The organism is Shewanella aestuarii (assembly GCF_011765625.1).
GTDB lineage: Bacteria > Pseudomonadota > Gammaproteobacteria > Enterobacterales > Shewanellaceae > Shewanella > Shewanella aestuarii_A.
On record NZ_CP050314.1, the window covers coordinates 93,036 to 119,159 of the forward strand.

At 40.2% G+C, this 26,124-nt stretch carries 22 protein-coding genes and 2 pseudogenes; 6 read left to right on the forward strand and 18 right to left on the reverse strand.

The window, feature by feature from the left end:
* Nucleotides 1-198: 198 nt before the first annotated feature.
* Both HBH39_RS18000 and HBH39_RS18005 read left to right on the forward strand, forming a co-directional pair.
* On the forward strand, nt 199-1,122 hold the full coding sequence (locus HBH39_RS18000) for a WYL domain-containing protein (protein ID WP_167680208.1): 924 nt from the start codon (nt 199-201) through the stop codon (nt 1,120-1,122).
* Between the two features lie 113 nt (nt 1,123-1,235).
* Nucleotides 1,236-2,150 (forward strand): annotated as a pseudogene (locus tag HBH39_RS18005) (type I restriction-modification system subunit M); the annotation flags it as partial.
* 330 nt (nt 2,151-2,480) lie between these two features.
* Here HBH39_RS18005 and HBH39_RS18010 read toward each other — a convergent pair.
* The 10 genes and pseudogenes from HBH39_RS18010 to HBH39_RS20170 all read right to left on the reverse strand — a co-directional run bounded on the left by HBH39_RS18010 (nt 2,481) and on the right by HBH39_RS20170 (nt 14,110).
* On the reverse strand, nt 2,481-2,729 hold the full coding sequence (locus HBH39_RS18010) for a hypothetical protein (RefSeq protein WP_167680209.1): 249 nt from the start codon (nt 2,727-2,729) through the stop codon (nt 2,481-2,483).
* A gap of 10 nt (nt 2,730-2,739) precedes the next feature.
* Complete coding sequence (locus HBH39_RS18015; protein ID WP_167680210.1) at nt 2,740-3,204, reverse strand: hypothetical protein; 465 nt, start codon at nt 3,202-3,204, stop codon at nt 2,740-2,742.
* 139 nt (nt 3,205-3,343) lie between these two features.
* Nucleotides 3,344-3,748 carry a hypothetical protein gene (locus HBH39_RS18020; protein ID WP_024592037.1) on the reverse strand — a complete coding sequence of 135 codons (405 nt, stop codon included), beginning with the start codon at nt 3,746-3,748 and terminating at the stop codon, nt 3,344-3,346.
* Nucleotides 3,741-5,546 carry a tyrosine-type recombinase/integrase gene (locus tag HBH39_RS18025; RefSeq protein WP_024608498.1) on the reverse strand — a complete coding sequence of 602 codons (1,806 nt, stop codon included), beginning with the start codon at nt 5,544-5,546 and terminating at the stop codon, nt 3,741-3,743. Before HBH39_RS18025 ends, HBH39_RS18020 begins: the two co-directional genes overlap by 8 nt.
* Nucleotides 5,543-7,195: a phage integrase SAM-like domain-containing protein gene (locus HBH39_RS18030; protein ID WP_024608497.1), complete on the reverse strand. Its 1,653-nt coding sequence runs from the start codon at nt 7,193-7,195 to the stop codon at nt 5,543-5,545. Before HBH39_RS18030 ends, HBH39_RS18025 begins: the two co-directional genes overlap by 4 nt.
* Nucleotides 7,196-7,202: 7 nt before the next feature.
* Complete coding sequence (locus HBH39_RS18035) at nt 7,203-8,336, reverse strand: tyrosine-type recombinase/integrase (RefSeq protein ID WP_024592040.1); 1,134 nt, start codon at nt 8,334-8,336, stop codon at nt 7,203-7,205.
* 199 nt (nt 8,337-8,535) lie between these two features.
* Nucleotides 8,536-9,132, reverse strand: coding sequence for a tyrosine-type recombinase/integrase (locus HBH39_RS18040; protein ID WP_167680211.1), 597 nt, complete (start codon nt 9,130-9,132; stop codon nt 8,536-8,538).
* Between the two features lie 191 nt (nt 9,133-9,323).
* A pseudogene (locus tag HBH39_RS18045) lies at nt 9,324-12,472 on the reverse strand (efflux RND transporter permease subunit).
* Nucleotides 12,473-12,483: 11 nt separating this feature from the next.
* A complete protein-coding gene (locus tag HBH39_RS18050) occupies nt 12,484-13,707 on the reverse strand; it encodes an efflux RND transporter periplasmic adaptor subunit (RefSeq protein WP_167680212.1) in 1,224 nt (407 codons plus the stop codon).
* Nucleotides 13,708-13,771: 64 nt separating this feature from the next.
* A complete protein-coding gene (locus tag HBH39_RS20170) occupies nt 13,772-14,110 on the reverse strand; it encodes a DUF2946 family protein (RefSeq protein ID WP_167680213.1) in 339 nt (112 codons plus the stop codon).
* A 248-nt stretch (nt 14,111-14,358) separates the two neighbouring features.
* Between HBH39_RS20170 and HBH39_RS18060 the strand changes: the two genes are divergently transcribed.
* Both HBH39_RS18060 and HBH39_RS18065 read left to right on the forward strand, forming a co-directional pair.
* Complete coding sequence (locus HBH39_RS18060) at nt 14,359-15,102, forward strand: helix-turn-helix transcriptional regulator (RefSeq protein ID WP_167680214.1); 744 nt, start codon at nt 14,359-14,361, stop codon at nt 15,100-15,102.
* 69 nt (nt 15,103-15,171) lie between these two features.
* Nucleotides 15,172-15,894 (forward strand): transglutaminase-like domain-containing protein, encoded by a 723-nt coding sequence (locus HBH39_RS18065; protein ID WP_167680215.1) that lies wholly within the window; start codon nt 15,172-15,174, stop codon nt 15,892-15,894.
* Between the two features lie 258 nt (nt 15,895-16,152).
* Here HBH39_RS18065 and HBH39_RS18070 read toward each other — a convergent pair whose 3' ends face one another.
* A complete protein-coding gene (locus HBH39_RS18070; protein WP_167680216.1) occupies nt 16,153-16,674 on the reverse strand; it encodes a type II secretion system protein in 522 nt (173 codons plus the stop codon).
* Nucleotides 16,675-17,144: 470 nt separating this feature from the next.
* Nucleotides 17,145-17,432, reverse strand: a complete 288-nt coding sequence (locus HBH39_RS19905; protein WP_244325823.1) for a hypothetical protein — start codon at nt 17,430-17,432, stop codon at nt 17,145-17,147.
* 272 nt (nt 17,433-17,704) lie between these two features.
* Here HBH39_RS19905 and HBH39_RS18075 point away from each other — a divergent pair.
* Nucleotides 17,705-19,272, forward strand: a protein-coding gene (locus tag HBH39_RS18075; protein WP_167680217.1) for an IS3 family transposase whose coding sequence is annotated in 2 segments (ribosomal slippage) — nt 17,705-18,191 and nt 18,191-19,272 — 1,569 coding nt in all. Because the reading frame shifts where the segments join, the coding sequence is not laid out codon by codon here.
* Nucleotides 19,273-19,758: 486 nt separating this feature from the next.
* On the opposite strand, the gene rsgA is transcribed toward HBH39_RS18075, so the two are convergent.
* The 3 genes from rsgA to HBH39_RS18095 form a co-directional block, all read right to left on the reverse strand.
* On the reverse strand, nt 19,759-20,805 hold the full coding sequence (gene rsgA / locus HBH39_RS18085) for a ribosome small subunit-dependent GTPase A (protein WP_167680218.1): 1,047 nt from the start codon (nt 20,803-20,805) through the stop codon (nt 19,759-19,761).
* 73 nt (nt 20,806-20,878) lie between these two features.
* Nucleotides 20,879-21,718: a helix-turn-helix domain-containing protein gene (locus HBH39_RS18090; protein ID WP_167680219.1), complete on the reverse strand. Its 840-nt coding sequence runs from the start codon at nt 21,716-21,718 to the stop codon at nt 20,879-20,881.
* A gap of 105 nt (nt 21,719-21,823) precedes the next feature.
* Complete coding sequence (locus HBH39_RS18095; protein WP_167680220.1) at nt 21,824-22,645, reverse strand: GNAT family N-acetyltransferase; 822 nt, start codon at nt 22,643-22,645, stop codon at nt 21,824-21,826.
* A 610-nt stretch (nt 22,646-23,255) separates the two neighbouring features.
* Between HBH39_RS18095 and HBH39_RS18100 the strand changes: the two genes are divergently transcribed.
* Nucleotides 23,256-23,657: a hypothetical protein gene (locus HBH39_RS18100; protein WP_167680221.1), complete on the forward strand. Its 402-nt coding sequence runs from the start codon at nt 23,256-23,258 to the stop codon at nt 23,655-23,657.
* Between the two features lie 58 nt (nt 23,658-23,715).
* Here the strand turns inward: HBH39_RS18100 and HBH39_RS18105 are convergent, their stop codons facing one another.
* The 3 genes from HBH39_RS18105 to HBH39_RS18115 are packed head-to-tail and all read right to left on the reverse strand — an operon-like array spanning nt 23,716 to nt 25,921.
* The gene (locus HBH39_RS18105) at nt 23,716-24,294 is read right to left on the reverse strand and encodes a DUF2913 family protein (RefSeq protein ID WP_167680222.1); all 579 of its coding nucleotides are present in this window, start codon (nt 24,292-24,294) and stop codon (nt 23,716-23,718) included.
* On the reverse strand, nt 24,295-25,419 hold the full coding sequence (locus HBH39_RS18110; RefSeq protein ID WP_167680223.1) for a tyrosine-type recombinase/integrase: 1,125 nt from the start codon (nt 25,417-25,419) through the stop codon (nt 24,295-24,297).
* A complete protein-coding gene (locus tag HBH39_RS18115) occupies nt 25,409-25,921 on the reverse strand; it encodes a hypothetical protein (RefSeq protein WP_167680224.1) in 513 nt (170 codons plus the stop codon). Before HBH39_RS18115 ends, HBH39_RS18110 begins: the two co-directional genes overlap by 11 nt.
* Between the last annotated feature and the right edge of the window lie 203 nt (nt 25,922-26,124).

Here is a 26,124-nt window from a genome sequence, read left to right on the forward strand (position 1 = left end):
ATACCTAATAAAATTAATTAGGTTGAAGCCTATTCAGTGTGTTATGGCCATCTGTCCAGCTTCAACCGGTAGAGATTGCTAAGTCATTGCGGATAAAGAGCAGCATTGAGTGACACTATTCAATGTGATTACGCGATGTCGGTCCGTACTTTATAAACAGAGTTTTAAGAAACTGGTTGAATTGGATAAACAAGACGCATGACAAATGATGGTCTGAAACAAACGGTAGTGGCGAAGTCAGATAGGCTTTCGCAGATAGCGCAGTTGCCACAAGCAACCAGGGATCGCATTGCCCACATCGATTTCACCTTATTGTTTAAGGGAGAAGCGGTGCGAGCGGATTTAGTCGATCGCTTCAGCATAGCCGCTGCACAAGCAACGAAAGACTTCACAATGTACAGAGAGCTCGCGCCAGGCAACATTGAGTATGACCAAAAGCTCAAATTGCATAAGCGTGGTGAAGCTTTTGAGCCCCTGTTCGACTATGACGTTGTGAGAACACTGGCGACGATTAGCCAAGGGTACGGAGATGGCTTCACTGGAAAGGTAAAACCACCACTGGCTTGTGAAGCGCCTTATCACCTTAACAAGCCGAGTTTATCGATAGTAGCGAAAGTCACCGAGGCCATCTACAAAGGCAAAGCCTTGAGTATCACCTATGTGTCGTTATCGAGCGGTGAAACCACGCGTGAAATTGTGCCGCATACGCTGGTGGACAATGGCCTGCGTTGGCACGTTCGTGGTTTTGACCGCAAGCATAATGAGTTTCGTGACTTTGTACTGACCCGAATTAAAGCAGCGGGTGTGCTTGAAGATTCAAAGCTGTCTGAGGCTGAACTTGAAACTCAGGACCGACAATGGAACAGATTTGTAGAGCTGGAGTTAGTACCACACCCACGCATTGAACACAGCGAAGCGATAGAGCTGGACTATGGCATGACGGGTGGCGTTCTAAAGGTTGAGATTAGAGCAGCAACCGCTGGGTATTTGCTACGCCAATGGCATGTGGATTGTTCTACGGAACACTCATTAATGGGCTTTGAGTATCAGCTTTGGTTGCGTAACAGCCAAGCACTTTATGGTGTCACAAACTTAAATCTAGCGCCTGGCAGAACAAGTTAATCGAACGATGTAGCGTCCATTTAGGCGTTACATAAAGAACAGAATTTTAAATTTGTAGTGAAGCCGTTGCAGCAACCTAGTGGGGTGCAACCAACACTGAACAGGAAAAGAAAATGGATCATAGTGTACATAACAAGCTCATCTCATTTATTTGGAATATTGCCGACGACTGTTTACGGGATGTGTACGTTCGCGGTAAGTACCGTGATGTGATTTTACCTATGGTGGTATTACGACGTTTAGATACGTTACTTGAACCTACCAAAGAAGCCGTGCTTGATGAGGTAAAGTTCCAAAAAGAAGAGATGCAAGCCACGGAGCTTGATGATGAACCATTAAAAGCGGCCAGTGGTTATGTTTTTTACAATACATCTAAATGGACGCTGAAATCCCTATTCAACACCGCAACGAATAACCAACAGATATTACTCGCCAACTTTGAAGAGTACCTGCTTGGCTTTAGCGATAACGTTAAAGAGATCATTGAGTGCTTTAACCTCAAATCGCAAATTCGTCATATGGCCTCCAAGCAAGTCCTTCTTGATGTCGTCGAGAAGTTTGTTTCCCCCTATATAAACCTAACTCATGAAACGGTCGAAGACCCAGATGGCAACAAGATGCCAGCCCTTACCAACCTGGGTATGGGTTACGTGTTCGAAGAGTTGATCCGCAAGTTCAACGAAGAAAACAACGAAGAAGCAGGCGAACACTTTACGCCACGTGAAGTTATTGAACTGATGACGCACTTGGTGTTTGACCCGGTGAAAGACCAGTTGCCGCTTACCATGACAGTGTATGACCCTGCGTGTGGCAGCGGTGGTATGTTGACTGAATCTCAAAACTTCATTGAAGAAAAATACCCTAACGACAGCCGTGATGTTTACCTCTACGGCAAAGAGATCAACGACGAGACCTACGCGATTTGTAAATCGGACATGATGATCAAAGGTAACAACCCTGAGAACATCAAAGTAGGCTCAACCTTGTCTACCGACGAGTTTGCGGCTTCTCGCTTTGACTTTATGTTGATTGACTACCTACGAGTTGCGTGATTATGGACATTGCTAAAAGCATTGTAGAATCTTATCTGTGGCCTTATAGAGTATGTCCATAGGCGTTTTGCAAAATTTACTATTATTAATCAATTTTCGTCCATGCTATTTCGTAAGGTTGATCCATCTAAATCTTTAATTTTTTCATACTGTTCATCAATTTCTTTTAAGGTCAAATAATACCTTGGCCAGCGATTATTGCATTTTTGGCACATAATTAGCACAATAGGGTTTTCAGGCGTACTCTTTTCAGGGCTAAATTCAACAAACTCTACAGCATCACAATAAGGATCTCGACGTATTATTTCAGCTGGAATAAATGCCCGATTTGTCAGTAAAATCTAGCACAGATTCTAAAGAGTCGCGCACGTCATCAAATTTCTTTCCCACATTGAAAATTTTTTCAAGTTGATTTAATTGCTCTTCAAATAACTCACGAGAAAAAACACCTTCATAAGGGTCATTTAACTTCTCCCTTGTAGGAGCCCAAAACTCGTTATTCACTAATGAATCAATGTCTCTACTTGAACCAGCTCTATATTTAAAAACTCGCATATCAAGAAGCTTACTCACCATGAACATTATGAAAAGGACTAATTCTTTCTAAGTTTTCTGATACCTTCTTTTGGTCATTTGAAATTTCCATCAGACTCTGAGATATGTCAACATGCTTGCTTGAAATGTCTTTCAAGGTTTCGGAAATAATCTGTAACTCACTTGGTATTTGGCCAAGGGGCATCTCTTCTACTTTGACGGTCGTTTTGCCCCAAAGATTGATGCTAACAGAGGCCGCTGAAACTATTGTTGATAACACAAGAGCAGAAAATGATAACCAAAAAGCTTTTTTAGTATGAGTCAGTTGATCTGATAGTTTCCCCATTTCCACTTCATGCCTTAAGTCTTCAGCGGATTTGTATTTATTGTTAACATGATTCATCAACGTCTGGCTAATAAAAATTTCAGATGCTGCAAATGGGTATAGCTTTTTTCGGAAATTATCAGGCAAGCTATCAAAACTGTCGGAAGGCAATAATTATAAATAGTTCGTTACATGTAACTGTAGCTAACCTTATGTTTTATATAACTTTGTTTAAGGTTACACTTTTGGATGTTTTTAACTATCTCAAAAGTAACCTTAATTTGAAATTATTACCATTAAATTCAGGCAATTAGCTGTATATTAGTTGCGTTACATTGTTATTGTCCGCACGAGCATTGCTCAGAGCCATGTTTTTTCGTATTAACGTAGCATTTTGTGATTGAACTTTAGCGAGCATAGCTTTCAATTCTGCCACCTCAGACCGCAACTCTCGATTGCGGTCTTTGTATTTATTAAGTTCAGTTTGTTTGGCATCACGTTGCTGTCGAATGTCTTTGTTTACACCGCCTTTAATACGCTCTAATAGTTCAGGGCAATCACGGTGAATCAATGCTCGACTTACACCTGCTTCTTCGGCAACGGCAGCGACACTCATTTTACGTTTATGAGAAACAGTATTTGGACGACCTTTTTCGATTCGAACAATGGCAAGTCGAACCGCTTTATGTGTCGCTTTTTCTTTCTGGTTAGACATTTATCACCTCGATATCCTTTCTCTCGTTAATCTCTTGCTTCATAGCTTCAACATCAATACCCAATGCCACTAGAACCTTTTCACAGCGTTCCATGCCTTTTTTTACCGCCGCTCTACCAGCTTCACCAATATCATCCAATTGCATCAGTTTCATTTGCTGCACTAGCATTCCCTCCCAATAAGGCAGGTGTCGCTTATCTACAATGCCGCTTTCACAGCTATCAGGCTTACCACACTTACACTCATCATCATTGGTGCACCACCCAATACCTGTTGAGCGAATTGGTATGGAGCTAGAGTATGCCTTTGCCATAGCACTAAGAGAGCCAAAAGATTTAATTAACTCTTTATCCTCACGGACCTTCATGATGTTTTGAGCTATGTCGCCACCAGTGATAGGCGTGTCTAGTTCAAACCAATCTTGCTTAATTTCTTCTTCAACCAGATATTTCTCTCGAAGCATTTCTTCAAACAATTCAGCATCCAAAGCATCATTAAAGGCATACAAAGTGGTCATGGTAATTGACCAATGTTTAAAGTGATCTTTTAATGCTCTCAAGTCACCTAATTCAGAGTGAACCGCATAATTAGCAAAGGTACGTCTGAATTGGTGCGCTGATAGGTTCCAATTACTCCCTATCTGTTCACATAAGTTTGGCAACCTAGCGTTAGTCATTGCCACCCCTGACAATAGGTAAATTGCGTTTCCTTTTCCCAGGTTTTTCGATAGGCAGATGTGGTTTGATATTTCCTCAAGTCGATGTGCTTCCACATGATCGTTGCTTGCTTTCGCTTTTAGTAAATCACACTCAAGTTGATCTTGAAGTGGAGCGCTCAAACGGCCAAGAATATCAATCGCTTCCGTGGCTATCCTTGGCGCAATCCACTCAGCTAACCCTGTATGTGTTTTCTCAGAGACAGTTTCGATGTGGTAGTAAGTGGTGTCACCTTTCGTTTCAGAGCGATACGCATCACGCTTAATGCCTAATATTTCATGGATACGCATACCCGTTGTGAGTAACAGCCAGAAGATACAGCTATCTCGCAGTAGCAATGTTTCTCTCTTTTTTGACGATTTCAGAATTTCATCAGCTTTATCTAGGTATGATTTAGTAAACTGGCACAGCGGAATTAGCACTTTATTTGGAATAATGGGGGTCTTACCTTTGGTAATGGCTTCCCGATACGCTTCACCAACATACCCTGCTTGCTCATTAGCGGTTGATTGAGGCCAAGGATGCTCTTTGACAAAATCAAACTCTTTGCAGTGGTAATAAAGGTCTTCTAGAATGCGGAATCTATCCACCTTGGTGACTGCTGTCAGTGGTTTAGTCTCGCCTTTTCGTTTTGAGTGCAGGGTATTTACATGCCTAACGTAGGCATTTGAGGTAAAAGCTGTCAGCCCATGTGTAACTGTAGTATCTGAACTTAAAACCCACTGAAAATAACTTTTCAACTTGTCCAATGTTTTCACAAGAGTATTAAGAGCTAACCCCTTTTTGAATTTGCTCCAGATTACCCACTTTGCCATGCGCTTCATTTGAGTATCATCAATCGTAGAAAAAGTAAGGTTTAATGCACTTGCTATAGTTGCTTTCGTACCTTTACTAGCAGGAAACACCCATACATCTTCCTCAAATCGAGATAGCGTTTGGTATTCACCATTGGCGAGTTTAATGTAGGTCACGATACCCGTTAGAGAGCCATCAATGACTTGCTCAAGCGCACTGGTGCTTGGCTTTGGACATTGCTGAATTGCAAACTCAGCTTGTGTGAGTATTAACTCAATTGAACTCATTGCGTCACCTTCAACATATCAAGGTTTTGCCAGTACGGATGTGGATTAGATCTTGCCCGTTCTTTTTCAGTCTCTACACGCTGTAGCTGGCCAAGCTTAGCAAATTCAGGGACAACTTCTTCATCTACGATTCTTAGAACATTTTTTAAATGACGCTTCCAGTCTTTACGACCAAACTCGTCACGGCTTCGAATAATCGCCCAATAAAAACTAAAGAGTTTATACAAATCATCACCTGTAATAACGAAGCTTTTACAGCGGAAGCAGCCTAAAAAGTCATTACAGAACGAGCCATTTTTCGGTGCTTTATCGCCATTCTTAGGGTCTTTACAATGCCCTACAGGGACGCTTGGCTCTGCGCACGTTAGCTCTTTAACTCGTATCTCACCCATTAAGCCCAAGTTGCGCTTTGATTGCTCGGGAGCTTGCAGGTAGTGGTCAAGCGTTCCTGTCCCACTGTGTTTGGCTTGCCGCGCAGCAATTAACAAACTCTCACCACTCAGCTCATAAATACCATTGATGAACGTCTTGCGAAAACGGCTTACATTAAGTTTCATCGTTCGACCATCTTCATCTCTTAAGTCGTACTCTTTGATGAATTTTTTGATGTTATATCTAAGCAGCCTTTCTGCTAGAGAGGAGGCCGTACCTCTCTCGGCACCTATGTGGGCAACTCTAGACTCATAGACAAATAACAAGTCGGAATCGATAGACTTTCTCACTTGGCTATTACGCTCAATGATAGCCTCAATAAGATAAGCCACATCAAGCTTTATTCCTTGCACTACTTCAAGTTCCTGTGATTTTCGTAAATTGTGCAATTGCGTGGAGTTGCCTCTTTTTTTGAATACGGTTAAGAGCTTGCGGCAATCTTTAAGTGGGTGGTCGGTCAATGAGTCGGTAGTCATATTGAGAAGCGGAGATGTGTTGATGCCTGTCTGAATCGCCACAGCTAACAAACACAGTGTTAACTGATAACCTGTTAGTGGTTCGGTCTTTTGATAAATCGGCTTAATTGCTTGTTTTAGCGCAACCACCACCTGCCTTTTTTCATGGGGAGTCAGTGGTTTCTCGCCCTTTGCACGTTTACTTGAATTTGGAAATGGGCTCTTAGGAAAGAAATCACTGTTTAGGTTTATGTCATCAATGACTGACCAATAGCCCTTGTCCCTCATGTGTATCAGCATTGACTTGAGATGAGTGTAGTAACCTTTTAGGGTGTTATACCCTAACTCACAACCTCTAAGGTGCAGTAAATATTGCTCGATCAACTCTGGCGTAATGTCATCTTGTGTTAAGTCCTCACCCGCTGAATACCTAAATAATGTAAGGTATTCAGCGAAATGGAAAAAACCATTTTTAAAATAACCTTTTTGAGTTTCCTCGCTAAGAGCATCGGTATTTTTCAGCAGAGCTTTTGCGGTGTAGTACACTCGATTTGTAATGTCGTCATAACCTTTGCCATAGAAACGAGTAAAATTGACGTTAGAACCATTGCCACCTTTTGAACCGATATTCGGGTAATTCACTACAGGGTTGATTGGTCGGACTATTTCTCGATTTTGAGCAGTGTCAGTTGTTGACTCTACTGCCGATGTTTTCTTTAGCTTGTCTTTGTTAATAGACAGTTTTTTTCTTTGTCTCGCCATATTTCACCTACACAATCGCATCAATCTGTTGTTGATACTCAATCGACAAGTCATCGACCAAATCATTAACCAAATGTAAATATTTCATCGTGGTTGTGATACTTGAATGTCCAAGCCGAGCTTGTAGGTACATCAACGGTTCAAATTTACTGCTTTTATGCTCTAACATTCCTTTCAGCATGTGCGTTGCATAAGTATGCCTTAACATATGCGGTGATACGTGAAAGGGTAATTTAAGCGACTTGAGAGCCTTACCAAAAGCAGAACCTTGAGAAGCCCACCCTTGACCATCAGGCGTTAAAAACAAGCAATTTGACTCCACTTCCGACTCTTGTTGCTTCTGAAAACGAGCCTCATTGACATAACGCCACAAGTCCTCCATCAATCGTGTCGGGATGTGTATTTTGCGCTCTTTCTCACCTTTGGTTCGTGAAATATTGACCTCATAGTAAGCTCTGTTTCCAGTAGGCTTTCTTATTATATTCAAGGGAAACAGCAACAGTTCTTTTCGTCTAATTCCTGTCTGTAGACATAAGCGAACCATCAGCTTTAAGGTTGAATTTTCAATCGCAGATAAAAGATCTCGCACTTCAATTACCGATAAAAATTGAGCTTTTTTCTCAAAGGTTTTCATCATCAAATCAGAGCTGTATTTCTTACCACCATTTCTTTCTGTATGAGCTAAAAACTGCTGGCCTTTATTCACTGAAACGGATTCTAGAGAGTAAGGTAATGACTTAAACCACTTACCGACGCCATAAGAATAGAAACGCACTATCGTTCTTAAATGCTGATTGGTTGAATTTACCGACATGCCAAACTCACCAACACAAAGGTCACGATAAGCACTGACTAACATTTCATCTTCACTGCTTTCTGAAATGTCTCGCCAATCCAAACTGTTCTGCTCACAGAATGTCAGGAATTGAGCTAGGTGATTGCCATACGTCCACCAAGTGTTCTCACTATTCACTCGACCTCGTTTTAAGCACTCATATACCAAGAACTGCAACGCCTCTACACAAAGCATTCCTGATTCAATCCCTAGATCTGAATTATCAACTTCCCACGTTAAGAGGGGAAAGTTAGGGTACTTCACACTTTCAATTTCAAAGTCAGATGTGGATTTAATGCAAAGCATAATCGCCCTAATTCACTGTATATTAACACAGTATAATTGTACGCATTATGCTTTGCTACAAAAATAAACGATTTTTTATGTGGACATTGGTATGTAACACGTTTCTGGACATAAATGAGTTAAGCCATCTAACCCACTTTGGGGCAACTATGTCTTTGAATGTCGGGATCGGAGCCCTAATAAATAGGGCTCCTTTCAACTAACAATCAATGCTTTCTGAAAGTAACAGTGCATCTTCTAATTCAACACCAAGATAGCGGATCGTGTTATCTACCTTTGTATGCCCGAGTAAAAGCTGCACTGCTCTGATATTCTTAGTTTTTGCATAGACTAATGTCGCTTTGGTTCGCCTCATTGAGTGCGTACCATACAAATTTGAGTCTAATCCAAGATTTGAAGCCCATTTTCTGACAAGGCATCGATAGTATGAATAGCTAATTGGTTGCTGTTTTCGTCTTTGGCTTGGGAAAAGAAAATCGTTAGGGTTTAGAGAAGCAATCAACATCCATTTCATTAGACTTTGTTGAGTTCTTGTCGTTATTTCAAATTGGACTTCAATGTCTGTTTTTCGCTGAATATGCTTAACACGGTTAAATATTCTATCTTGCGAAGATACATCGCAAACTCTGAGTGGCAGTAAGTCACTAGATCTAAGTTTACTATCAATAGCTAAATTAAGTAGCGCAAGTTGCATCAAACTATTTTCAATCTCTAGCCTGGTTCTGATACGCCATATCTCTTCAAGCCGAAAAGGCTTTTTGACACCACTACGTTTCGCTTTACTAAAACACATCATGACGACCTCCTTTTATTTTGGTCATCACGATTGTAGTTAGAAAGAAATGGATGTATTCACATTAGTATTTCTACGGAATAACTCTGTAAGAGTGTGCCCAGTTAAGCCAATGAAATACTGGTCATTCCAAAACTTTAATTAATCAACTTGAATAGCCCCACACAAAGAAGGAATGGGGCTATACAGAGTTGTTATGACCTAAACTCTTTTAATTTTCCTTTAGAAAAGAACTGATATAGGCTTGGAACAACAAATAGCGTGAGTAACGTTGCTGTAATTAAGCCACCAACAATTACACTAGCAAGCGGCCTTTGAATTTCAGAACCAACCCCATTTGACATCAACATAGGTATTAATCCTAATGCTGACGTAATTGCGGTCATAAGCACTGGACGTAATCTCGACGTAGCACCATCAAATATAGCTTCTGCTGTTGTCAGTCCATCTTTGACGCGTTGGTTAATGCTTTCCACCATGACAACACCATTGAGAACTGCTACCCCAAATAAGGTAATAAAGCCTACGGAGCTTGGAACCGATAAATACTGACCTGAAAGGTATAGTGAGAATACCCCCCTATAACTGCTAAAGGAACGTTAAGCAGGATCAGCATAGCTTGCCCGACAGAACCAAACGCATAATATAGGAGTGATGCTATCAAAGCCAACGATAACGGTACTACAATAGAAAGGCGCTGCTGCGCTCTTTGTTGGCTTTCGAATTGACCTCCAATCGATACTGAATAACCTACAGGTAATTTTACTTCTGAGGCTATCGTTGCCTGAATATCTTCAACTACACTTCCCATATCACGGCCTTGGACGTTAGCTTGAATAACCACTCGGCGCTGCACATCATCACGCCTAACCTGTGGAGGTCCAGACTCAAAAGACACAGAAGCTACATCACCAATTCTTACCCAAGCGCCTGTAGGAGACTGTAACCTTATATCGGCTATAGCTTCACTATTCGCTCTAAATTCCTCGCCTAGACGCACGTAAATATCATAACGCTCGTTTCCATTAACAATCTGACCGGCTTCAGCACCACCAATTCCGTTTTGAACCACTTCCATGACATCGCCAACAGATAAACCATATCGAGAAAGTTCAATTCGATTAGGTGCAATAACCAGCTGTGCTTCACCAGCTATCTGCTCAAGAGCAACATCTTTCGCACCTTCGATTGATTTTATAGCAGCTTCTATTTCTTGGCCTTTATTAGCAAGTACCGCTAAATCAGGTCCAAATAGTTTTATTGCAAGTTGGGCTTTTACACCTGATAACAATTCATCCACACGAGTAGCAATAGGCTGGGAAAAATTTAGTAGTAACCCAGGGAACTCTTCTAATGAGAGTTCCATTTTATCTTGTAACTCATAACGATTAGAGGCGCTTGTCCATTCTGAAACAGGCTTAAGGCCAATGTAGATTTCAATGTTGTTCACAGGCTCGGGGTCGCCGCCAATTTCTGCTCGACCAATTCGGCTCAGTGCATAGGTCACTTCAGGGAAAGCCATTAACTTTTCTTCCAATATTGGAGCAACCGAGAGCGCTGTTTCTAAACTAGAAGAAGGGGCTAGAGTAACCCTTAGGTTAATCGTTCCTTCTTCAAGTTCTGGCACGAACTCTGTCCCAATTTGTGGAATAACTGCCGCAGCTGAAGCAACAAGTGCTAATGAAACAAAAACAACAAATTTGGTCTGATTTAAAGCAATTTTCAATGACTTCCGATACAGAACATCGATAGGTTTTAAAATCAAACCTTCCCTTTCTTTTACCCCACTTTTAAACATAAAAGTGGCAAGTGCAGGTACAATAAATAAAGCAACAACTATAGCTGACACCACAGCTAGCATAATGCTGATTGCCATTGGCTGAAATAGTTTTGCCTCGACACCTTCAAAACTAAACAGTGGTGTAAAAACAACAAGAATGATTGAAGTAGCAAAAAAGATTGGACGAGCAACTTCTTTACCCGCAAGTTTTAACTTTTGCTTAATTTCAATACTTGCTTCATCGTTGCCGCTTTCCAGTTGCTTATTTAGATGTTTAAACATGTTTTCAACCATTACAACGGAACCATCGACTAACATGCCAATAGCCACGACAATACCACCAAGCGACATCAAGTTGGCTGAAACACCCAACCACGCCATCACCATTAATGCAATACCAATAGAAATTGGAATAGAAATCAGCACTAAAAATGTAGCTCTTAAATTCATTAAAAAGAGCGCCAATACAACGGTAATAAAGACAAAAGCTAAAGCAAGGGCTTCAACAACGGTTGTCACCGCTTTTTCAATTAAATCTGCCTGATCGTAAAAAGGCTCAAACCTTACACCTTCCGGGAGTGCCTGGTTGATAAGCGTGGTTCTAGCATTAATACCATCTATCGTCGCTTTGGTATTCGAACCCATCCGCTTTAAGACTATGCCAGAGACAACTTCACCCAAATTTTCGACAGTACCGTTGTCAGCTTTGCGTGTCATAGTGACAGCACCTTGTCTGATCTCTGAACCAAGTGATACATTCGCTACATCAGAAACAGTAACAACGACACCATTTAGTGTTTTCACAGGCACTTGCTGAATATTTTCAATACCTTTCTCACCACTTTCAAACCAACCTGTACCACGAATAACTAACTGCTCTTGGCCGCGGTTCATGTACCAGCCACCGACATTGGCGTTGTTATTTTCAAGCGCTGAAACTACTTCTTCTTGTGTTAACTCGTAGGATAATAATTTGGAAGGGTCGACATTAACTTGATATTGTCGAACATTACCACCAAATGACAGTACATCAGTCACACCGTCTACAGGCATTATTAATAGTTTAATGATCCAGTCATTCAGACTTCTAAGCGCCATTGAATCATACTTGCTAGTGTCATCTGAAATCAGCAAATATTGAAAAACTTGTCCTAAGCCAGAAGTGTTGGGCCCCATTTCTGGTGTCCCAACTCCGGCAGGAATAAGCTCCTTTGCAGCCTGTAACCGCTCAAAAACTAACTGTCTAGCAAAATATATGTCAGTGCCTTCTTTAAATACTACAGTTACACCGGACAAACCTGTTTTTGATATAGAGCGCACTTGTTCTACATCCGGCAATGCATACATCACAGCTTCAATTGGATAGCTAATAAGCTGTTCTACTTCTTCAGCGGCTAAACCCGGCGCTTCAGTATTAACGGCGACTTGAACATTTGTTACATCTGGAAAAGCATCTAAGTTCAACTTAGGTATGGTTATAACGGCACTTGCCATCAACGCAAATAGTGCGATTAGCACTAGCAACCTGTTGTTAATGGACCAATCAATTATTCGATTAAACATGGTTGGCCTCCTTAATGGTTATGCGGATCAAATCCGCCCTTAGCTATCTCAGAGGCGACAAAAAAAGCGCCACGGGTAACGACTCTAGTTCCAGGTTCAATACCTAAAACTTCGCGATACTCGCCAAAAGATCTGCCTCTTGTCACTTCAACTGCCATAAACTCATTTGGATGGTCTTCAATAAACACTGTCCAATCACCATCACTGCTTCTTATCAACGCTTCTTCTGGTACGGCAATGACCTCACTGTTCGATTCGAACTGAAAATAGACTTTCACAAACATACCTGAATGAAGCTTATGTTCAGTATTATTAACTGACAGTCTGACAATTCGGGTACGGGTGATAGGATCGATTGTGTGAGCTTCTTGTATTACATTGGCAGGATATTTAGAACCACTTACTTCAACTAGAGCAGGGCTGCCTAAGACTATATTTAACGCTTTATTTGGTGGAACATTTGCTTCTACCCAAAGGTCTGTCTCATCGGCAAGTAACATGATGGTTTCACCCGCTTCAATGCGCTGACCTTGCATAAAGTCATCCTGTAAAACAACACCTTCTCGCTCAGCAATAAGCGCATATTGCCCAAAGGTTGAGTTATCTTGCTGATATATTTTTTCAATTGCCTGTTGAGTCAAACCAAAAGCAAGTAACTTACCGTAAACTCCTCTATAGATGCTTTCAGCCTCCACAAGAGTTCGCTCGCTTACATTATCACTACCTAACTTTTTAGCTCGCTTCCAATTGGAAGATGCAATGATAAAATCAGCTTGCGTTTGTGCCATCGTCTCGCTAAACAATGTAACCAGCTCTTGCCCAACTTTAACGTGGTCTCCTAAGCTTGCATGGCGGCTAATAACTACAGAGTCAGTTCGTGGAGAGACAATATAGCTCTTATAACCATTTGCTTGGATTTCTCCCGGAGCATAAATACTTTTAAAATGTTTTTTTAGTACAAGCTCTTCAACTTTTATTCCTGCTAATTTAATTTTCTCAGCACTTAAAGTAATACCTTCTTCGTGCTCCTCTTCCTCAACTGAAAGCTTCTGAGGGATATTTAATTCCTCTGTAGCATGCTCAAGCTCATGAACAACAGTTTTAGTGGAGTGTTCATGCGAATGTTCATCGTGATGAGTGTTATTTTTGCTGCTACTAGCCGATGTTGGGTTTATTGAAAACACACCCAAAGTAATCACTAGGGTTACCCCTGTGATTTGAAGAAAATCATTCATAATGTCTCTTAACTTTTATTAAACCAAATTTTGTTTGCGTGAAGACGCGGTGCATTGAGTAAAGTTAAGCGATGGGAGGGCGATTGAGCCTAGTTGAATAACTATGAGGAAACAAAGTCAACTTATTGAAATTGTAGAAGTGGTTTTTGGGCAGGTTTAAGGTAAATGCTTTCACCAAAAACCAATTGGTATGATTGCCACTACAGTGCCCACAATGGTGACAGTCATGCATATCATGTTTTTTATCATCATCAAGCTTGGATGTATGATCAGTCTCGTGGTTATGAGTAGATTGGAAATGTTCAGCATCTAGTTGATGAGCATCTGCAGATACGGATACCGCAAATGATTGTAAAATAATAGATAATATAAGCAGTATTTTTAAAGCAACGTTAGTTTTCACAGCTATACTCTCATCGTTAGATGAATATAAAATAGCAAATTCATGAACTCAAATCTAAGGCTATCATCACATCATCACATCATCAATGATTTTTTTCTCTCCTTAGCATTTTTAATACTAAATGTACTATCGGTCTGTAGTGAAACGTGTAAGATTTGAAACAACTCTACAGCAATTTGGTGTATGTAAAATTCGGCACCGGTTACACAAATCAGTAACCAAACAAATATTCAGGGAGGAAGCTGCTAATGAATTCAGGTATTTGGTTCAGGGCGGGTATCGTTATCATATATGGCTCGTCTGTAGATGCCTCTCCTCATAGCCACCATGCAATTCAACTTGCGTGGCCTCGATCTAATTCTGGTTGTACATTAGATAATAAGGAAATTAATACAGCTGTAGTTATTGATTCTAGCATCAAGCATCAGTTACAAATGGATGAGGGTTGGATCTTATTAGTAGAACCCTCCAGTGAATTAGGTGTTGCATTGACAAAAAAGTTGGAAGGAAGGCCATCAAGGCTATTTGAAGGCTCTGTTCTCTTTTTCAACCATCCCAAAAACACTGATGATTTGACGGAACATCTATCTTCACTGTTTGAAAGCCTAGGTCTGCAGACCATGTTTCCACTTTGCAATCAAACGCTAACAATAGACCCTCGTATTAGGACATTACTGAGCGAACTTTCTCAATGCTTAGATGGGCAATGCCTAAAGCCAAACCATTGGAGAGCATCAGATGTTGCCAAAAAGCTTGCACTATCTGAAAGTCGATTTCTGCATTTGTTTAGTGAGGAACTAGGCATACCTTGGCGACCATACCTGTTGTGGTGTCGAATGATATGTGCGGTAAGAGCGATACTTAAAGGAGCATCAGCGACAGACGCGGCCTACATGGCTGGTTTCTCTGACAGCCCACACTTGAGCCGAAGTTTTAGAAAAACGTTTGGAATGACAATTCGCCAAGCAAAGACCATTTTTCAAGAAAGGTAGCCAGTTTATTCAAGTCTTGTATTCTCCTTTTGTTTACTCTTTATGTGTGTTCTCAGAGAGGAGATATTCATGACTTTGGTATCTAAAAAATATCTACAAGAAACGGCGATGCTAGATTTTAAGCACCCAGACATCCAAGAGCTAGTTGAGAAAAAAGAGTGGAATAAGCTCTCTCAGTACGAGGTTATTGGTGCAATTTACAAGTATGTCCGAGATGAAATTCAATTCGGTTATAACAAAGATGATCGCTTGGCGGCAAGCCAAGTGCTAAAAGACGGCTACGGGCAATGTAATACCAAAGGTACTTTATTGATGGCATTGTTACGTGCAGTAGGTATAGCAACACGCTCCCATGGTTTTACTATTTTTAACGAACTGCAGCGAGGAGCGATACCGAACTACCTATTTGTGCTCGCGCCAGAGCGTATCATTCATAGTTGGGTAGAAGTCTATCAGAATGAACGCTGGATTAATCTAGAAGGCTATATTTTAGATAGTGATTACTTAAAACAGGTGCAAAACAGATTCGCTGAAGTTAATGAACCATTCTCAGGTTACGGAGTTTCTACCAAATGTTTGTCCAATCCTAGTATTGATTGGAAAGGAGAAGATACCTATATACAAAGTGAAGGGATCGCCGACGATTTTGGCGTGTTTTCGCAACCCGACGATTTCTATTTTATACACGGTAGTAACTTGTCAGGTATAAAAAAAGTGATGTTTCAATATGCACTCCGCCACTTAATGAACTGGAATGTAAATAACATACGAACAAAAGGGATTTCAAACTGAGTGGATTAGATAAATTGGCTACATATATAGAGCTTTCTGCATGAGAAAAGTAAGTCAAATTGCAGGATTTGAAACTGACTTCAATTCCTTCCTAGCTCACTTTGGGGCAGAAATGCTTTAAGAAGCTCTGAAAGCTTCCATAAAAAAATCCAAGTGCATTAAATACACTTGGATTTTGATAACTCTGGAAGGCCTTTCTACCAATCAATTCTACTCTAACTAGTGCAGGCTAAAATAGGGCTGACCTGCTAGCAATTGTTAACATTTACTTGGGTCGGTTGTTACTTCGTATTTCGGTAAGCCGCCAAGAGTTTTTGCTTCAGTGTACAACAAAGAACAAGTAGGAAAACCAGTACTATCCAAAGGTGATCCTCGCTGCCATATTCTAGCTAATCCTTCTGCAGGATTAATACTTTGAGTAATCACCCATTCGCTTTTTGAGTCAACAAAACTGACATCAGCCACATCTAGATCCATTGCAAGTCTAAAATTCAATGCTGTAGCTTTCAAGTAACCAAAAGCAATACCTACCTCTTGTGCAGCGCCAATATCAACGGAAACACCGTCGCCATTTGCAGCCTTTTCTTTTCCTGCGATTGCCGCTTTGGAATAGACTAAAGAATTAGCACCTTGAAGTGCGGCTTTAACACCAGCTAGTGCGGATACTCTGGCATCACCTTGAAGATTAATAAATTTAGGCGCGGCAGTTACCGCTAAAATACCTAAAATAATGATAACTACAACTAACTCGATTAATGTAAAACCATGTTGCTTTTGCATTTATCACCTCTTAAATAATAGAACAAAACATTTGTTATTTTGTTAGTGAATTTATAGTTAAAGGTTAAGTATCTGTCAACATTCATAATGCACTCTACTTAGATAAGAAAAAATAAGCCAAATAACTACTCTCTAAAGTGAGCTGTCAAATAAACCTATCAAACTTTGGGGCAGAAGTAAGCTTGCCACATAAGGTTCTTAGCTTTAAGCTAACGTTGAGTGCCTCGGGTATCCCTGCTTTTTCATTGAACTGCTATTTGCTGTCTGGCCAGAAGTAATAGCATCAATCTGAACTTGGCGTAATTACAAAGCAGCCCTCCGAGGACGTACGATAGCCCTGTTATCTTCCGCTCATAGAGTATTGACCATAGGCAGCGCGTAATAGAGCCACTAATTTTAGTGGTTCTTGTCGTTTCTAGCATTCGAAAAAGAAAAAGCTCTGCAAACGCAGAGCTTTATCATCGTGAGATTTACTTGTAGTACTGATAAAGTCGTTTGGAATTATGTTTCCAACTTTTTGCTAGGCCAAAGACATACGCTGGATAGTCATCCCATGGGTTAGCCAAAGATCTTCCTCGAGCAGCTCGCAGCTTGATCGGGTACCCTCTGCACTCAATCATGTGAAGGAAATAATAGCCCTTTTCCTGTTTTGTTGAAAAATGCTTGTGGGTTCCACTGTGAACTCTGGGATAAAAATCCCAAAGATATTGATTCTGGCATTTAATACGTTTTCGGTACTGCTGTTTTAATTTTTTCATTTACCCTCCAGGTTTACATTACCTAGAAGGGGTCCTCTGCAAAGTAGTTCATTCGTCCACCTTTATGTGATGTCTAATTTAGTCCAGCAAATCAGCAGTCGTATGATCACAGTTAGTGGTAGAACCTGAAATCATTATCAAAGCTTATCGATAAAAACATGAAACCTCAAACACTTTGGGCAAAAATGTGCTAACTCTTAACCCGCAAATTCACCAAAAACCCCCTGTGTCAGGATAGTTGTCGCCTCTAATTTTACTTAGAGGTAAAGCAAATGAAGCGTTATTTTACAACATCATTTAAGATACAAGCCGTTGAGAAAGCACTTAGCCGAGGCGAAAATATATCCTTAGTTGAGATAGCTGAATCTTTAGGCGTTGGTTATTCAACACTCAATAGGTGGATAATCAAAGCAAGAAACCAAGAGTTTGATTCTGTTTCATCTGTCGAGATAAATAACATGAGTAAAGATAAGCGTCCGTCAGATTGGACACTTGAAGAACGCCTTAAACTGATTGTTTCCTGTGGCTCGTTGACTGGTGAAGAGCTAAATGAATACTGTCGTGAAAAAGGGGTATATCCTCATCATCTTGAACAGTGGAAGCGTGATTTCATCAATGGCAGTACTCCGAAAGCCAAAACAGCGATGCCTACAGAAGTAAAAACGCTTAAGCATGAAAATAAAGCGTTAAAAAGAGAATTAAACCGTAAAGATAAGGCGCTAGCCGAAGCGGCTGCGTTACTTGTTCTCCAAAAAAAACTTCACATTCTGTGGGATGGGAACGAAGAGGAAAGCTGACACATTTTGATGACCGGCAACAAACAATCGATTTAATTGAAGAGGCTATGGCCTCTGGTGCAAGACAATCAACAGCTTGCAAAGTATGTCATGTTAGTACTAAGACATTGCAGCGGTGGATGAAGCCGGATAACCAGTGTGATGGTCGCATAGAAGCGCAGCATACGCCAAAAAACAAACTGACAGAGCTCGAGCGTCAACGACTAATCAAGGTGGCTAACAGTGATGATTTTAGCTGTTTACCACCGAGTAAGATTGTCCCTAAACTAGCGGACCAAGGGGTATACCTTGCTTCTGAGTCAACATTTTACCGCGTTTTAAAAGATGCGAAACAGGTAAAACATAGAGAAAGTAGTAGACCTGGGCGTAAAGTCATTAAGCCCAAAGCCTTAACTGCAACAGGCCCAAATCAAGTTTACACTTGGGATATCACTTATTTGCCAAGTCAGGTTAAAGGGGTATTTTTCTACTTGTATTTAGTACTAGATGTTTTCAGTAGAAAAATTGTAGGTTGGCAAGTGCATAACGAAGAGCTGAGTTCATTTGCTGCAGAATTGATAAGGGATATTTGTTATAGAGAAGGTATTAGCAAGCAGCAAGTTACTTTGCACTCAGATAATGGTAGTCCGATGAAAGGAGCGACAATGCTGGCAACTCTACAGGATTTAGGTGTAATTCCTTCATTCAGTCGCCCATCGGTAAGTAACGATAATCCTTATTCGGAATCACTGTTTAGGACTTTAAAATATCGACCAGAGTACCCTGAGAAACGGTTTGAAAATATAGTAGCAGGACGTAAGTGGGTACAAGATTTTGTGACTTGGTATAACAATGAACATTTGCACAGTGGCATTAAATTTGTCACGCCTAATCAGCGTCATACTGGTGCCGATATTGATATCTTAAAGAGCAGAGATAAGGTCTACCAAAAAGCAAAACAAACACGTCCAGAGCGTTGGTCGGGCAAAACTCGAAACTGGGAACCCGTAAACGAAGTGAATTTGAATCCAGAGAAGAATAAGACAGAAAATAAGGCGGCATAAATTTAAACTTTAGGCGACAACTCTCTTGAAAAACGCCGAAAACGCCAAAAAATATCAAACTATTATATAAATGCACATTTGGAAGTTGCTTTCTGCTGCTGATGGGATCATCTTTGTTGCTGTTATAAAGTATGATGCTTTTTTGTTATGAATAAATTGCTTATTTCCCCGACCACAAATAAAAGTATGATACTTTTAGATATTTAATGTTATCTCACTTCAATAAAATCAAAGTCTTATACTTATTAAAGTATGGTACTTTTTTGTTTGTTTACACTGAAATGAAGTCGTGCGCTTTAATTGATGCTGCAAACCAGATAGATACAACGTTATCCAGATCATCTTTACGTAATGGTCTAATCATATTTTCCCCAATAATTAATACTTTAGGGAGGCGAGGTTGTTCTTAATTGATATATCTACAAAATCAACGAACCCAACTCCATTATTTGACGCTTCAATGCTCTGTAATGAAGTGAATTACTGTTAATAGCCTTTTTTATATTGTCGAGATGCATTCTGAGTGCTATTTATTAACTTCCCAAACGCTTTATCTTTCGATCTTTTTTCTGCCAGCGATGCTCCGTTCAGAGCCTGCTCTCGCATCAGTTTTTGGTAACTATGCAGACGTCGCTCTGACAGGAGCCCACCTTTAATTGCTTGTTGAATCGCACAGCCTGGTTCAGACGTATGCGCACAATCAGAGAAACGACATTTATCTGCAAATTCAGCTATCTCGCTGAAAGTTTCGTTCACTCCCTGTTCGCAACTACTGAGCTGTAGTTCACGCATTCCAGGTGTGTCCATAAGAATCCCACCTTGAGGAAGAACTTTTAATGCTCTATGTGTCGTGGTATGTCTTCCTTTACTATCTTCTTCCCTAATTTCGCCTGTCTGCTGAGATTCATAACCGACTAAGGCGTTAACCAGAGTCGATTTTCCGACTCCAGACGACCCCAAGAAGGCCAGAGTACTACCGCTATTGCAGTAGCTTTCAAGCAGCTTGATATCGTGGTTATCCAACGCATTTATGGTGTAAACCATCAGCATTGGGTCGAGTTCTTGAACTTGTTGTCGTTTGATATCTGTATCTTCACATAAATCCGCTTTAGTAAGGATGACCACGGGCTCCACCATAGCTTCTCGTGCGGTGGCTAAATACCGCTCTATTCTGTTAAGGCTAAAATCATGATTGAGCGAGCAGACAATCATGACGGTATCAATATTGGCAGCGATGATCTGTGTTAACACTTTCGAGCCTGGAGCTTTTCGTTCAAATAAAGACTGGCGTTCCAGGCGTTTACATATTCTCAATGTGTCATCAAATAGTACCCAGTCGCCTACGCAGACTATTTTATCAAAAGGCATAGGTCTTAAACTTGATTGCCCTTTAGGAGACACTACTACAATGCAGTCTCTGTGCTGTTCAACAACCCGTCCAATGGTTAGATTGCTTAACTCTTCCAGACTGACTTGTTGCTGAAAAAAAGGTTTCCACCCAAGCTGTTGAAGTGTAGGAGCTAAGTTGTTCATATTTCGGTCTCATCAAATCGTTTAGGGCATAATAATTGATCGACAAACGACTTGATTGAACATTTCCGACAGATTACGTAGAGCTAACTCCGCCATACACATCAATCGTTAAACCACGCTCTTTTTCGTATGTTTTAGGTGTTAGGCCAATTTGTTTTTTTAAGTAGCGGATGAGGTGAGGTTGATCGCTAAAACCAAACCGAAATGCAATCTCGACCCAATCGATATCATCAGAATCGCGTTGGTAAACGTACTCCAGCAGAGCCTCAAGTTTATTCATAGACTGACACTGTTTTAACGTTAAACCTGTCACCCTGTTAAAGCTTCTTTCTAGTGTACGTTGTGAGCAGTAGAGCTGGTTACCCAGTTCAGAAATTGATCCTGAGTCCAGCGCCTGAAGAGCTTTGCGTGTAATCTGGCTATGTTGATCCTCATGACTGTTCAACGCCAACGGCAAAAACAAACTATCTAGTTTGTTACAACACAGATCTGGATTGCTTTGTGCCAGCTCAATCAGTTTCATCTCTCCCTCAAATAGATCAGTAAACAGGGTACTTAGTTGAACTTCTTCAACGCAATCAAGTATTGGCTGTTGATCTGAGAATAGTTTCAGTGAATAAAAAGCGCCAATATGAAACTTGACTCCAAGGTGGATAAAAGGTTTTGAGTGATCGAGTTGAAGTGTCTGATGATGGGGAAACAACCAGTGGCTTCCTTTACCATCAACCGATCCTGGGTTCATATCGTAGTGATAGCCCTGTTTGGCTGGAGAAATGATCAGATGAGCGGATGGATCTGGGTTTAATTTCGGGTAATCGAAACTTTTGACATCGGGACGTTTTTCAATAAGCCAATAACACTCAATGTATTTTGCAACTTCTGGTATTTTTGAAGGCTTTAGCCAATGGATCATAATACTCTCAATCTGTTCGCGTCATATACTATCACTATATGCTAGGTTAACATTTTCACAAATAAGCCCTGACAAGATTGGGGCAAGGGCTTACCCATTAACTGCCTATTGATAGTCAAATTCAATCTGGATAATTCGGTTTAATGGTTCAAGCCCCGCTCGCTGTATCGCCTTTTGAGCGCTTAAATTGTCACTTTCGGTTGAGCAGATAGGAATTAAACCCAGCTCATTGGCTACTTTTACTAAACTGTGTAGTACACGAGTGGCAATTCCCTGACCTCGTTCTGACTCGGCTACAATCATCCCTAAGTCTGCATATCGAGTTTGATGTTCATCAAACAGACGACACTCACCCGTTGCTAATAACTTTCCATCCCTCCAATACCCTCGAAGCTCTTCTCGTTTTATTAAATTACCGAAGTACTCAGATAACCATTGTGCTGGAGCACCAAGATTACTCACTGCAAATTCAACGAACTCAGGCAGTTGATCCTGACTTGCAAGAGTTAAATTTAAACCTGTTACGCATTCAGAAACAAATGGAACAACTTGTTGATACATTAACGCATTTACTTTAAATGAAGATGAGTTATCTAAGCAAAGCGATAGATAGTGAGGTTCAGCTGTACTCACAAATGCACCTTTAATGGAACCAATCACTGAGCTATTTTGCTCTGCAATCAAAGTAAACAGTTCTTTCGCCTTAGTTTGGGCTGCCTGTGACAGATAAAACTGCAACATATAGCCATCAGCATTAATGCAGCAGTACCCAACTAAAATATCGTTCTCATAAAAACCAAAATGAGACGACATGGGAACAAAACCAAAGTGCCACATACCATCAAGTGGCGCTGTCGATTTTTCAAAATACTGTTTTTTTAGTTCGTTAATGTCTTCTAAGGTTTCAATTGGCTTGATTTCTAACATGACTGTTTATCCTGCTTATAGCTGTAGCGTTATTACGAAAAAGAAACGCATCAAAGAAGATGTGCTGCCTTATATGCTGCAAATAATAGGTGATGGGAAGCTTAATAGATTGAACAAAAACGACACTTTCTGGTAGGTAATCAGAACTCAAAATATTGGTTGCCGATAAATACTATAGCTACATAGTTATGCAAAAATGAGACTTGAGTGTTTGTTGTGAAACTAAAAAATGAGGAGTTCTGTCACTGCCTCTCAACTGCCAAACATTAATAAAAGTAAGATGATTTCGGCGGCACGATTCGTCACTGAGTATTTGTGCAAGCTCACAATGAGGCAGAAATGAGTTTGGCAACATCTTAGTGAGGCTTTTTCTTGTCTATCGTTGCCTATCTGCAAAACCTATCCTTAGTGATGAGTTCTTTTAGTTATTCGCCTTGCCTGATAAATGTTTGCTTATAAAATAGTTTGAAATGAGATAGATCAGTTATTGAGATAAACCAGCTTATGCTGGTTTTACCTTAATTTGGACATACAAGCTGATAAAACTAGAAAAAAAACGTCTGCATGCTAGTATCAAAATTCGAATAACATTCAACAAATTGGTTTATTTATGACGCCATTATCTGAAATGCAAAGAGAAGCGATTAGCCAAGGTAATTTTGCATTGAAATTTGCAGTACACAAATACAATTCTTATATGCCTGGACATATCTTATCAATTGAAGAGGCCGCTAAATGTGTTGTATTGCAAAGTAAATGGGCTGTAAGTCATGATATAAATGGCTTTGAGAATGTGAAGGTTAATCTGCTATCACATGAAATTGTCACTGGATTGGGGATATTTATTACCATTATTATTTCTGAGGTTGAAAATAAGCCTTACCAGCAATCATTTATCGTAACTGAAAGTGAATCTCATTGGTTCTTATTTGATCACACCCTTTCGACGCTCACTAAACCGAAGGATGTAATAAACGGCAAACCCATAATAGCTAAATATCAATCTGTTTAGTGTATCTAATCTAAACGGTTTGCTGCTGGAACAAAGCGCTTTTGCCCAATCAATGGCTCTAGCTGCATACTTTCCTGAAATCCATCAATAACTTAGCGTGATTATCAAAAATTTCTTTATTTGAAATGAAAAATACAGTGTCGGCTTTAATTAATTTGATGGCATTTTCAATTGCCTGCACTGAATTTAAATAGAGGTAAAGACCGAGAGGGCCAGGACTGCCAGTTCGCTGTATATTATTAAATATCTCATCTTTTATGACATAGAGGCAGTCAGGAAGGGCGGGCTCATCATAAGATGTAACCTTTAAATTAAATCCATGGTTTTGTAAGCGCAATAAAAAATCTACCCAAGATTCTTCAGCTTCAGCTACTGCATTATTTTCAACTATCAAAGCACTCAGTTTAATCAACTGCTGCTCGATGTTGATGGATTTAGATCTTACAATCAGTGTCTTAATTTCTTTTTTAATGGGTTTATTAACGGGCTCTTTGTATTGATTTTTTAATCGCTTAAGCAGATAGGCATTGCGCTTCTGTGGAGGTACAAACCCGCGTTGTTCTGCAACATCGATATATAAACTAATGAGATTGTTAAAACAGAAATCAACGACATGCTGCTTATAATTAGGTTTCATTTACTTGTTCCAACGTGCTTTGGCCATAGCACTTTCTTTAGCTAGAATATTACGGCCATATTGAAATACCATCTGCCCTGAAGTCCATCGTCCAGCTTGCTGAACCTCAAGAGTGGAATAGCCTGCACTTAATAAATCTTGGCAAGCGCCGACTCTAGCACTGTGACCGGACCACAATGAAATACCTTCTAATAGTTCAGGTCGATTAAGTGACAAACAATCATAAGCCTGCTTAAAAACACGATCAATGGTATAGCGTGAAATAGCTTGATTCTGAGAAGTAGGCTTACCATTTCGACGCATTTTTTTGAACAAATACACAGAATCATTAACGTCTAAGCTAAGGTATTTTCTAATCGTATCAACACATTGGCGACTTAGCATCGTTGTATCGGGTTCGCCAGATTTACGAGATTTGGTAAATGGAATGAGCAATGTTGCACGTCCATCCTCATGATAAGTGAGGTGTGATAGCTCAATACGGGCGAGCTCACTTTCACGAAGCATCGTTTCATAAGCGGTAACCAATATGGCTAAATTTCGACTAATTAGCGGATTAGGATCATGGCGCCACAACTCAAAAATAGCATCACAATGCACCTCTCTAAATGGTTGCGCCTGATCAACCAATTCACTTGAAATCACCTTATTCTTCCTAATGCCGGTCACAATATCAATTGCTTTTTGGGTATGTGAAGGAGAAGGTAGCCCGGCTGCTAAGTGAATTTTACTCACAGCCCAACGATATTGGCTGAGAGTATTCATTTTAACCAAAGACTTTTTTTCATTGATAAATTGAATAAAATTTTGCGAACTTGAAGGCAGAGAAATCACTTGTTTATCATTACACCATTGCTCAAAAATAGCCCAATTAATAAAGAGCGCCTTCAAGGTGTTTTCACTCAATTGACTATCATTGTTAGCAAAATCAGCTAACAAACTGGAAATTAGACGTCTAATCTCCTGATTATCGACTTCATCAATTGGCCTTTCAAGTTGTAATTTTAACCTCTTTTCGAGTATAGATCTGTCATCTAAAAGTGATTCAGCAATCGACTTAGGCGCTATATCTTGTGCTGTGGCCAACCCCGTAATGCCGGGCAATATTGGTAGATTACTGTTCATCATTCACCTCAGAATTTTCATTGTGGTACTTGTGAAATGAAAGTAATTCATCAATGGATTCATCGATAGTCGCAAATCCCTGTTGCTCTTTGTATTGATTAAGCGCATTAGCGACTCCTGTGGATAATACGACTCGGACTTTACGTTGGCGCTTATCTAGCTGACGGAACTTTTTTTTCATTTCACGCCAGCCAATATCGCTAAATATTCGATTAATAGCGGTGTTGAGCGAATCCATATCATGCTCAGTGACTTCATTTTTATTTAGTTTTTTTATGTTATCTATCAGCCTGTTACAGTAAAGCCATAAGCTTTCATACTCCTTAGAAGTAACAATTGGCTTGTACATCTCAGGATTATCAATTGAGTTAGTTGGCTTAATCCATTTTTTTAGCAAGTCAGCAGATACAAATACTTCATCAATAGAGAGCAACTTTAAATTATAGCCTTTGCCAGATTTACCATACTCGTAATGCCAACGAGGTGCTTTATATTCCGTCATGCTGAATACCTATCCAATGTGTTAGAAATAAACTCAAATCGGTTGTCTTAGAAAAACATTAAATATACTCGGTCATAGAAACACAATGAATTTAGACCGAGCCATGCCAAGCTATTCGTTGTCATAAAACCACAACGAACTAACCAACGATAAGTCTGCGTGTTCTTTTGTGGTGCCACCACTTAATAAACTTAACTATAAAC

Coding starts and splice junctions, on each gene's coding strand:
- HBH39_RS18000 (WP_167680208.1), top strand. CDS start 199: ATGACAAATGATGGTCTGAAACAAACGGTAGTGGCGAAGTCAGATAGG.
- HBH39_RS18010 (WP_167680209.1), bottom strand. CDS start 2,729: ATGCGAGTTTTTAAATATAGAGCTGGTTCAAGTAGAGACATTGATTCA.
- HBH39_RS18020 (WP_024592037.1), bottom strand. CDS start 3,748: ATGTCTAACCAGAAAGAAAAAGCGACACATAAAGCGGTTCGACTTGCC.
- HBH39_RS18025 (WP_024608498.1), bottom strand. CDS start 5,546: ATGAGTTCAATTGAGTTAATACTCACACAAGCTGAGTTTGCAATTCAG.
- HBH39_RS18030 (WP_024608497.1), bottom strand. CDS start 7,195: ATGGCGAGACAAAGAAAAAAACTGTCTATTAACAAAGACAAGCTAAAG.
- HBH39_RS18035 (WP_024592040.1), bottom strand. CDS start 8,336: ATGCTTTGCATTAAATCCACATCTGACTTTGAAATTGAAAGTGTGAAG.
- HBH39_RS18040 (WP_167680211.1), bottom strand. CDS start 9,132: ATGATGTGTTTTAGTAAAGCGAAACGTAGTGGTGTCAAAAAGCCTTTT.
- HBH39_RS18050 (WP_167680212.1), bottom strand. CDS start 13,707: ATGAATGATTTTCTTCAAATCACAGGGGTAACCCTAGTGATTACTTTG.
- HBH39_RS18060 (WP_167680214.1), top strand. CDS start 14,359: ATGAATTCAGGTATTTGGTTCAGGGCGGGTATCGTTATCATATATGGC.
- HBH39_RS18065 (WP_167680215.1), top strand. CDS start 15,172: ATGACTTTGGTATCTAAAAAATATCTACAAGAAACGGCGATGCTAGAT.
- HBH39_RS18070 (WP_167680216.1), bottom strand. CDS start 16,674: ATGCAAAAGCAACATGGTTTTACATTAATCGAGTTAGTTGTAGTTATC.
- HBH39_RS19905 (WP_244325823.1), bottom strand. CDS start 17,432: ATGAAAAAATTAAAACAGCAGTACCGAAAACGTATTAAATGCCAGAAT.
- rsgA (WP_167680218.1), bottom strand. CDS start 20,805: ATGAACAACTTAGCTCCTACACTTCAACAGCTTGGGTGGAAACCTTTT.
- HBH39_RS18090 (WP_167680219.1), bottom strand. CDS start 21,718: ATGATCCATTGGCTAAAGCCTTCAAAAATACCAGAAGTTGCAAAATAC.
- HBH39_RS18095 (WP_167680220.1), bottom strand. CDS start 22,645: ATGTTAGAAATCAAGCCAATTGAAACCTTAGAAGACATTAACGAACTA.
- HBH39_RS18100 (WP_167680221.1), top strand. CDS start 23,256: ATGACGCCATTATCTGAAATGCAAAGAGAAGCGATTAGCCAAGGTAAT.
- HBH39_RS18105 (WP_167680222.1), bottom strand. CDS start 24,294: ATGAAACCTAATTATAAGCAGCATGTCGTTGATTTCTGTTTTAACAAT.
- HBH39_RS18110 (WP_167680223.1), bottom strand. CDS start 25,419: ATGAACAGTAATCTACCAATATTGCCCGGCATTACGGGGTTGGCCACA.
- HBH39_RS18115 (WP_167680224.1), bottom strand. CDS start 25,921: ATGACGGAATATAAAGCACCTCGTTGGCATTACGAGTATGGTAAATCT.